Source organism: Colwellia chukchiensis (genome assembly GCF_002104455.1).
Taxonomy (GTDB): domain Bacteria; phylum Pseudomonadota; class Gammaproteobacteria; order Enterobacterales; family Alteromonadaceae; genus Cognaticolwellia; species Cognaticolwellia chukchiensis.
In genome coordinates this window covers 1-8,073 of the sequence record NZ_NBOC01000031.1, presented here as the reverse complement: position 1 = coordinate 8,073, position 8,073 = coordinate 1, and the positions used below count along the sequence as shown (strand labels likewise).

Sequence of the window (8,073 nt, the reverse complement as noted above, 5' to 3'; positions counted from 1 at the left end):
AGAAAGCATGAAATTCGATGTTGAAGAATACATCAAATACTATAACTCAGTTAGGTTACATACGAGCTTAAACGATATGTCGCCAATTGAATTTGAAAGTGTAAGGAAAAAGTGTGCGGCCTAGCTTGACCAGATCAAAGCAGTAACCTTATTGCTAGTTCATCAACTATATAGCCCCCCTAACAATGAGTTAAAAACTTTAATTAACCTCATTAGGTTTTTGTAATTATTGCTCACAGGCAATATACCCATGGACGATGCCGATAAGAAATGAGAAACGGCCTTGAATCCATCTGTAATTGAATTCTAAGACCGTTTGTACGGTGTTATTTAACCTACGCAGTGATTACTGGGTCGGCTTAACAGTTTAATGATGCTTTGACGAGAATCGCTTACCTTTAACGTCATCTTTATATGTCGACCAACTTGTTTCATTGGCTCTGTTATCGTTAACCGGCGGTGCATTTTTGTACTCAGGGGCATTTTCATTAATGAACGTTTTCATTATCGGGCTAAGCTCATCAAATGTTGCTAGTTTTTCACCTGCGGCATGTATGTAAATAGCGCCTTCTCGCCCCGTCATCATCATCCACGGCAGCCAATCAGATATGCGAACCCAATCAACGTGTACACTAGCAAAGTCAGCAGAAGTTAAGCTTTGTGTATCACCAACAAAATCAAACATTTCAGTTGCATGATAAACACCACCCACTTGCTTTTGGTAACCTCCCCCTAATACATTGTGATAAAATAGTGGTACGTCAAACTTCAGCCACCAAATATTATCTCTGACTTCACCAGCAAATTTATTTTTCCAAGGAAGTGCATTACCGTCTTTATCGTTTGGAAAGCTAGGAGGTTGGTTAACCGGGTCGTTTGTCACATGAATAACATTCACTTCTTCACCTGTAAAAGGGTTTAACCACTTGTCTAATGGTTCACCCGTTTTAGGATCTGTATAAAGTAAAATTTCACGAGTGACTAACTTATACGTTTTACCTTGTTTCCCACCATCAATTGTGCCGCATTGTCTAGCACTCATGCCTTCTACATTGAATAATACTCTATCTTTTTCGCCCATACGTCTCGAGTAGGCAGTGCCATGCCAAGCATAATAACTGACTTTATTGTCCTCGATGTCACAAACAATTTTACGCATTGCGGCAGTATTGCCCTCAGGGGTGTTTAAATCTATTGTTGTGCCCGCAAAGACAGTGCTAGCAAAACCGCTAAGCAATAATACGTTCAGTAATTTAGTTATTTTCATTATATTTATGATCCCAAAATAATTATGAGTATCAGTACAGTGTGATTCGGAAGGCACTCATACTGCTTTGAGATATGTCAATTAGGATGAATTATTTTCCAAATACCACTGGCCGTCATTATTTTACGCTCAGATGTTACGATCAAGCCTTCTGCAAAGATAACATCTCTGGTTTTACGAACTATTTTTCCGGTGCCCAACAACGTGTTACCAAGTTTTGCCGCCGCGATAAAATTACTGTTTAAATTGATGGTTGCAAACTTTATTTCATGGCCAATTTCATCACCTATGGCTCGGTAAATAACATAATCCATAAACGCTAAGGTAACTCCACCATTAACAACACCTTCAGGATTCAAATGTCTATGATCGATTGATAATGCTCGCGTTACCGAGCTTTGTTGTACTTTTTGATAAAAAGGCCCTATATGCTGACAAAAACCATCATTTTGTCCACATTCCACAAAGCCTTGCTTTATTAGTTCAATGGTCATTATGTAAACTCCGGCGCTCGTTTTTCTAAAAATGCATTGGCCCCTTCAATAAAGTCATTATTCGAAAATGCCTGATTAAATAAGGCTCGTATTTCAGTTTCATGCGCTAAATCGGCCCCGTTAATAAAGGCTAATGTCGATTTCATGCCCGCTATTGAATAAGAACTCACCGCTAAAATTTGCTGGCTTAGCTTAATCACTGACTCGGATAATTCAGTTTCATTACTAACAAGTAAATTGATCAAACCCCATTGCTCAGCTTGTTGCGCTGTTATTGTTTTTCCTAAATAAAGCATTTCTTTTGCTCGCGCCAGCCCGACAAGCTCTACTAGTCGCTTGGTGTCCTCCACGCTATATAATAAACCTAGTTTAGAGGGGGTTATGGCAAACTTTGCCGAATCGACACTTAATCGAAAATCACAACATAAGGCAATGCCCATACCACCACCAACACAGACACCATTAATCGCTGCAATAGTAGGTATTGATAATTTTTGTAGTTTCAGTTGTGCTTGTTGCACTATTTCGTTATTGGCAACTAAACGTTGCTCATCTTTAATAATCTCAGTGAGCTCTTCTATATCAGCACCCGCACTAAAGGCTTTATTACCTGCTGCCTTAATGATTAAGAGTTTACATGCTTTAGCTTGAGTTAACTCATCACAGTAGTCTGCTAGTTTTTGCCACATCTCTTGTGTCAGTGCATTGCGTTTTTCAGCCCTATTTATCGTGATCTGGGCAATATTTTCGTTAATTTCTAGTTTTACCGTTGACATATATCAAAAAATTCCTAAGCCGGGTTCAGCGTTTGTTGTAATCCTATTAGGCATCAATCACCATAGAAAAACACAGCGATTATTATAGATAGCATTCAACCAAAGCTAACTACAAGTATTTATCTGACTGAATTTGCTTTATAGCAAATTGGTTTCTATAAAGCTCAATGGAAAAAATTATGCCTGAATTAATGTCACCTCAAACATTGGCGCAAAAAATAATTGCGAAAGCCAGTGGTAAATCACATGTTTCACCGGGTGAAATTGTCACCTGTAAATTAGACCTAGTGCTCATGCATGACTCAAGTGGACCTCGCCGCGTAAAGTCTCGTTTGGAAGAGTTAGGCGCTAAAGTTTTCGATCCAAACAAAGTGGTATTGGTGAGTGATCATTTTGTACCCGCTACCGACCCTGAAAGTGCGGAAATTCTCGCGTTAACCCGGCGTTGGGCACAAGAAAACCTTATTACAAATTTCTATGACATGCAGGGTATTTGCCATGTAATGCTGCCTCAACAAGGGCATTTAAAACCAGGTATGTTTATTGTAGGTGGTGACTCTCACTCACCTACAGGTGGCGCTTTTGGCACCTTTATGGTGGGTATTGGTGCGACGGAAATGACCGGGGCACTCGCCACAGGTGAGATCTGGATTAAAGTACCTGAAACCATACGTATTAATATTAACGGCCAATTACAAAAAGGATGTAGTGCCAAAGACATTATGCTGCATTTATGTGCAAAATTAGGCATGAATAATAACTACAAAGTAATGGAGTTTGCCGGTGACACTGTCGCTGATATGCCGATGTATGAACGTATGGTACTTTGTAATATGTCTGCTGAACTCGGTGGTAAAACCGGCATTGTTGAAGCCGATCAAACAACAATTGATTGGATAAATAATACCGGTGAAACTGCTGCGATAGACGCACTTGATTGGGTTAGTGATAGCGATGCCCGCTATGAAAAGGTCATTCACCTTGACGCAAGTCAGCTTATTCCACAAGTTGCGGCACCGCATAGTCCGGAAAATACCCACCCCGTCACTTCATTTGAAAATATTACAATCCATCAAGCCTATATTGGGGCTTGTACTGGCGCTAAATTATCAGATTTAAAAATGGCCGCTGCGGTGCTCAAAGGTCAAAAAGTTGCTAAAGGCACACGCTTATTAATTGCCCCTGCCTCAACAAAAACAACAGAGCTAGCCGCAAAAGACGGCACGTTAGCAATACTAACAGAAGCTGGAGCCATTATATTACCTACGGGGTGTGGTGCATGTGCAGGCATGGGCGCAGGTGCTATTGCTAATGGCGAAAATTGTATTTCATCCACCTCAAGAAACTTTAAAGGACGCATGGGCTCGCCAGAGTCAAACGTTTATTTAGCTTCTCCTTACACCGTAGCCGCATGCGCAATTACAGGTGAAATCACAGACCCACGTCAATTCTTAGAAGGTGAATTAAATGCCAACATCAAATAAAGCCAGCCACGCATGGATCTTTGGCGATAACATAGATACTGACTTGCTAGCACCGGGTGCTTATATGAAAGCAAGTTTAAGTGAACTTGCAAGTCATTGCTTAGAAGCGGTGAACAAAGACTTTGCACAACAAGTTAAAAAAGGCGACTTTGTCGTTGCCGGTGAGGCCTTTGGTATTGGTTCTTCAAGAGAACAAGCAGCACAAGCATTAGTTGAGCTAGGCGTAAGTGCAATTATTGCCAAATCATTTGCGCGTATATTTTATCGTAATGCGCTTAACCTGGGTTTACCCGTATTGGTTTGTGCAGAGGTAGACAAAATCAGTAAAGCAGATCAACTCATTGTCGATCCTATTGCAGGCGTCATCACCAACGTAACCACTCAAGAAACATATCAATGTGATCCTATTCACCCCGAGTTAATGGCTATTGTTAATGCTGGGGGCTTAATGCCTTTTTTAAAAGCTAAGTTTGCTCGGCAATCATAAAGGCATAAAAACCCAATAACACCTTGCTTAAGCCCATTTTTATAACAAGAGACGAATTCATGCACGCACAAAAACTAAGACAAGCAATTGCAGCACAAGAAATACTCATCGCACCTGGCGGTTATGACGCATTATCTGCAGCGTTAATCGAAAAAGCAGGTTTTAATAGTATGTATTTATCAGGGGCAAGCATAGCTTATACGCGCTTTGGCCGACCGGATATTGGCCTAGTGTCAATGAGTGAGGTTGCCGATACCATTTCAGTGATCCGAGAAAGAACTGAACTGCCGATGATTGTTGATGGTGATACCGGTTTTGGCAATGCTATTAACGTACAACGCACCGTTAAATTGTTTGAACGGGTTGGTGCTTCAGCTATTCAACTTGAAGATCAACAAATGCCGAAAAGATGCGGACACTTAAAGGGAAAAAGCTTAGTCAGTAGCAGCGAAATGGTAGGTAAAGTTAAAGCGGCTGTTGATGCAAGAAACAACAAAGACACTATGATTATAGCGCGCACAGACGCTATTGCGGTTGAAGGTTTTGAAAGCGCTTTAGCAAGAGCAAATGCATACTATGAAGCGGGCGCAGACTTATTATTTATAGAGGCACCTGAAAATATTGAACAGATGCAAATCATCAATAAAACCTTTAACGGTAAAGTGCCCTTACTTGCCAATATGGTTGAAGGTGGCTCTACGCCAATTAAATCAGCTCAAGATTTACAAGCCATGGGCTATAGCCTAGTTATATTTCCTGGCGCAATGGTACGCGCATATACCTTTATGGCTCAGGAGTTTTTAAGCAGCATAAAAACCCATGGTAATACCGATAATTATCGCAATAAAATGCTTGATTTATCGAGTTTAAACGAGCTATTGGGCACTAATGAAATATTAACAAACGGGCAAAAATACGAGGGATAAACATGACTGAACGTCAGCTAGGCCCAATTGTTGGAGCCACATTATTACACAGTGATATCGATGCAGTAATTACCAGTTACCAAACAATACTAGGTTATACACTAGTCTCTGAGCAGACCATTGCTGCCGAATTGGTAAATTGTTGGCGAGCCCCTGATTTAATAGGGAATAAATCTGCCATTTTAGCATCTGCAAACGGCGATAGTTGGTTACGAATTATTGAAAATAAAAATGCACAACCCGCAAAGCCACTTAAATCATATGGCTGGATGGCGCTGGAATCTAATGTACATAATGTCGATAATATTAGAAAAAAATTTACCAACGATGCTTTTACCATTATTGGTGAACCTGCTTACTTGCAAGTAAGTGACGCCATTAAGGCAATGCAAGTCATTGGGCCAGCAGGTGAAGTAAATTACTTAACACAAGTCGATAAAGAAGTGCCCCCTTTTGACCTACCAATGACAACATATGAAACGGGTAGTTTATTTATTCCGGTATTATGCACGCCAAACAGAGCTGCCAGCCTTAAATTCTATCAAGCGCTCAATAATGCCGATGCCGGCTTAAGCTTTGAAACCAAAGTTACCGTTTTAAATAATGCTTGGGGCCACGACGTAGAACATCAATTTCCTGTAGCAACTTTGCAGTTAGATGGAAAATGTTTATTTGAAATAGATCAGGTCGATAACGCAATACCCATAGAGTCAAGCCAGGGCTCATTGCCATCAGGTATCGCCATGATTACTTGCCAAGTTAAAAATATTGCCGCTATTGCTAAAAAGTTTAACACCGATATTTATTATACCGATGACCCTTACTACCCCAGCAAATCAATAATTCTACTTCAAGGCGCCGCAGGTGAGTTAATTGAGCTAGTAGGCTGATGCCTATTAGTTTCAGTACTATTAGTTGTATTAGCTTAATACTCGCTCGAACGCTTTAAAATATCAGCGCTTAACTAAACCTGACAGGCAGCAATAAGTCTATTGCTGCCGCTTATCTTACACCTATTAACGCTAACTATTGCTCCCCTACTGACCCAATGTAAACCTGAAATTATCTTAATGGAAGTCTGCTTAGACACCATTGTCGGCAGAGAAGCTAAAATCTAAAATGACAACTGTTCCAACATTGCGGATGTTATAAACAGCGCAATTATATTTGTAAATTTTCTTTAGCGCTTTTACTTTCTCCCATATTCAGGAAAATGCGCAAAGTGCACACTTTTATCCGAGAGATAAATTCTTTAAAATTGATTTTAACTATGAATAGCAATACCTTAGGTTTTTTGATACAAAAGTAATAAATACTAAAGTGTTAGCTAGCTTTCAAGTTTGGCAGTCAATCTGAATGGATATTGAAAATATTTAAGTCATGAATCTATTACAACGGACAGTATATGGCACTATGGATTTAGCTGAAAAAGGTGGTGTTTCACCTCAAAACAGTATTCATTTTGTACGCATACAACTTGTTTTCTTTAGCTGTTATTTCCTTCTGCCTCCATTATTTTATGTTTTATTTCAACTTCAAGCAGCAGATGAACACATCATATTTTTATGTATTATATTTGCCCTTGTTATGGACTCGCTAACGGGTATCATATTAAAAAAATAGATTTAAAGCAACATGTATCAAATTCAGATAAAAAGAAAAACATTTGGTTAGTTAATACTCTTTATTTGGTAGTGTTTATAACTACGTGGTTGTATTTTGGTGTAATCGCAAGCTAACAAGAACATCAAACGGAAAAATTACAGTTGGCTGTTTTTAGTTTCTCAAAAATTATAGCCAACCATTACTTTCCGCTTGGCAAAGCGTTAGGCATATACGGGAAGTATTGTGTTAAATTCGAAAATTAATAAACCTTTATTGTTCGGTGCTATTTTTAGTGCGATTGCCGCATTGGCTCATCTAGGTTGTATTATCTTCGGAGGCGATTGGTATCGATTTTTTGGTGCTGGCGAACAAATGGCGTTGATGGCTGAAGCCGGTGACATATACCCAACAATAGTGACCTCTATAATTGTATTGATGTTGTCTATTTGGTCTTTATATGGGTTTTCCGGAGCCAGAGTGATGCCCAAACTACCCTTGATCCGTATAGCATTGGTGCTCATTTCAGCTATTTATATTTTACGCGGCGTTTGCTTCGTTTTTTTAATGCCCATGTTCCCTGAAAATAGCGTGACATTTTGGGTTGTTAGCTCAACAATATGTCTCGGTATTGGCATATTATATTTATTGGGTACCTATCAGAGTTGGTCACGACTTCGTGCAAAACATGCCTAACAAGAGCCTCAATTCGCTCTCAAGTTCGCTCAGACAATTAACAATGGGCTATTGTCGCTGCGCTCAATATTTTAGCCCATTATTAATTCGCCCCTTGGTAGTGTTTAGAAATCTGTGTCATTTCAGTATTATTAATAAAATAGGAGTGACACATGACTCAATCTTTCGACTTCAACAAGGCATTAGCTGAACTTCAATCTGGTAAAGGTTTAACAGGTGAAGATGGTGTTTTAACACCGCTTATCAAGCAATTAACCGAAGCCGCTTTAAAAGCGGAGCTAGAACAACACTTAGGAGCAGATCCCGAGCCTAATCGTAAGAACGGTACAAGTAAGAAAACC

At 39.7% G+C, this 8,073-nt stretch carries 9 protein-coding genes and 1 pseudogene; 7 read left to right on the top strand and 3 right to left on the bottom strand.

Annotation, left to right across the window (positions count from 1 at the left end; translation table 11 throughout):
- Positions 1-7: 7 nt before the first annotated feature.
- On the top strand, positions 8-124 hold the full coding sequence (locus B6K83_RS18725; protein ID WP_085284519.1) for an IS3 family transposase: 117 nt from the start codon (positions 8-10) through the stop codon (positions 122-124).
- Between the two features lie 243 nt (positions 125-367).
- Here B6K83_RS18725 and B6K83_RS17865 read toward each other — a convergent pair whose 3' ends face one another.
- The 3 genes from B6K83_RS17865 to B6K83_RS17855 form a co-directional block, all read right to left on the bottom strand.
- Positions 368-1,267: a DUF1838 family protein gene (locus tag B6K83_RS17865; RefSeq protein WP_085286213.1), complete on the bottom strand. Its 900-nt coding sequence runs from the start codon at positions 1,265-1,267 to the stop codon at positions 368-370.
- 77 nt (positions 1,268-1,344) lie between these two features.
- Positions 1,345-1,761, bottom strand: a complete 417-nt coding sequence (locus B6K83_RS17860; RefSeq protein WP_085286212.1) for a PaaI family thioesterase — start codon at positions 1,759-1,761, stop codon at positions 1,345-1,347.
- Complete coding sequence (locus B6K83_RS17855) at positions 1,761-2,537, bottom strand: enoyl-CoA hydratase/isomerase family protein (protein WP_085286211.1); 777 nt, start codon at positions 2,535-2,537, stop codon at positions 1,761-1,763. Before B6K83_RS17855 ends, B6K83_RS17860 begins: the two co-directional genes overlap by 1 nt.
- Positions 2,538-2,716: 179 nt before the next feature.
- Here B6K83_RS17855 and B6K83_RS17850 point away from each other — a divergent pair, with 179 nt between their 5' ends.
- From B6K83_RS17850 to B6K83_RS17820, 6 genes and pseudogenes are all read left to right on the top strand, one after another.
- Positions 2,717-4,021 carry a 3-isopropylmalate dehydratase large subunit gene (locus B6K83_RS17850; protein WP_092251506.1) on the top strand — a complete coding sequence of 435 codons (1,305 nt, stop codon included), beginning with the start codon at positions 2,717-2,719 and terminating at the stop codon, positions 4,019-4,021.
- Positions 4,005-4,508: a LeuD/DmdB family oxidoreductase small subunit gene (locus tag B6K83_RS17845; protein ID WP_085286209.1), complete on the top strand. Its 504-nt coding sequence runs from the start codon at positions 4,005-4,007 to the stop codon at positions 4,506-4,508. Before B6K83_RS17850 ends, B6K83_RS17845 begins: the two co-directional genes overlap by 17 nt.
- 59 nt (positions 4,509-4,567) lie before the next feature.
- Positions 4,568-5,434 (top strand): isocitrate lyase/PEP mutase family protein, encoded by an 867-nt coding sequence (locus tag B6K83_RS17840; protein WP_085286208.1) that lies wholly within the window; start codon positions 4,568-4,570, stop codon positions 5,432-5,434.
- Between the two features lie 2 nt (positions 5,435-5,436).
- Positions 5,437-6,324, top strand: a complete 888-nt coding sequence (locus B6K83_RS17835; protein WP_085286207.1) for a hypothetical protein — start codon at positions 5,437-5,439, stop codon at positions 6,322-6,324.
- A gap of 958 nt (positions 6,325-7,282) precedes the next feature.
- On the top strand, positions 7,283-7,732 hold the full coding sequence (locus tag B6K83_RS17825; RefSeq protein ID WP_092251504.1) for a hypothetical protein: 450 nt from the start codon (positions 7,283-7,285) through the stop codon (positions 7,730-7,732).
- Between the two features lie 152 nt (positions 7,733-7,884).
- Positions 7,885-8,073: pseudogene (locus tag B6K83_RS17820) on the top strand (IS256 family transposase); the annotation flags it as partial.

Coding starts and splice junctions, on each gene's coding strand:
- B6K83_RS18725 (WP_085284519.1), top strand. CDS start 8: ATGAAATTCGATGTTGAAGAATACATCAAATACTATAACTCAGTTAGG.
- B6K83_RS17865 (WP_085286213.1), bottom strand. CDS start 1,267: ATGAAAATAACTAAATTACTGAACGTATTATTGCTTAGCGGTTTTGCT.
- B6K83_RS17860 (WP_085286212.1), bottom strand. CDS start 1,761: ATGACCATTGAACTAATAAAGCAAGGCTTTGTGGAATGTGGACAAAAT.
- B6K83_RS17855 (WP_085286211.1), bottom strand. CDS start 2,537: ATGTCAACGGTAAAACTAGAAATTAACGAAAATATTGCCCAGATCACG.
- B6K83_RS17850 (WP_092251506.1), top strand. CDS start 2,717: ATGCCTGAATTAATGTCACCTCAAACATTGGCGCAAAAAATAATTGCG.
- B6K83_RS17845 (WP_085286209.1), top strand. CDS start 4,005: ATGCCAACATCAAATAAAGCCAGCCACGCATGGATCTTTGGCGATAAC.
- B6K83_RS17840 (WP_085286208.1), top strand. CDS start 4,568: ATGCACGCACAAAAACTAAGACAAGCAATTGCAGCACAAGAAATACTC.
- B6K83_RS17835 (WP_085286207.1), top strand. CDS start 5,437: ATGACTGAACGTCAGCTAGGCCCAATTGTTGGAGCCACATTATTACAC.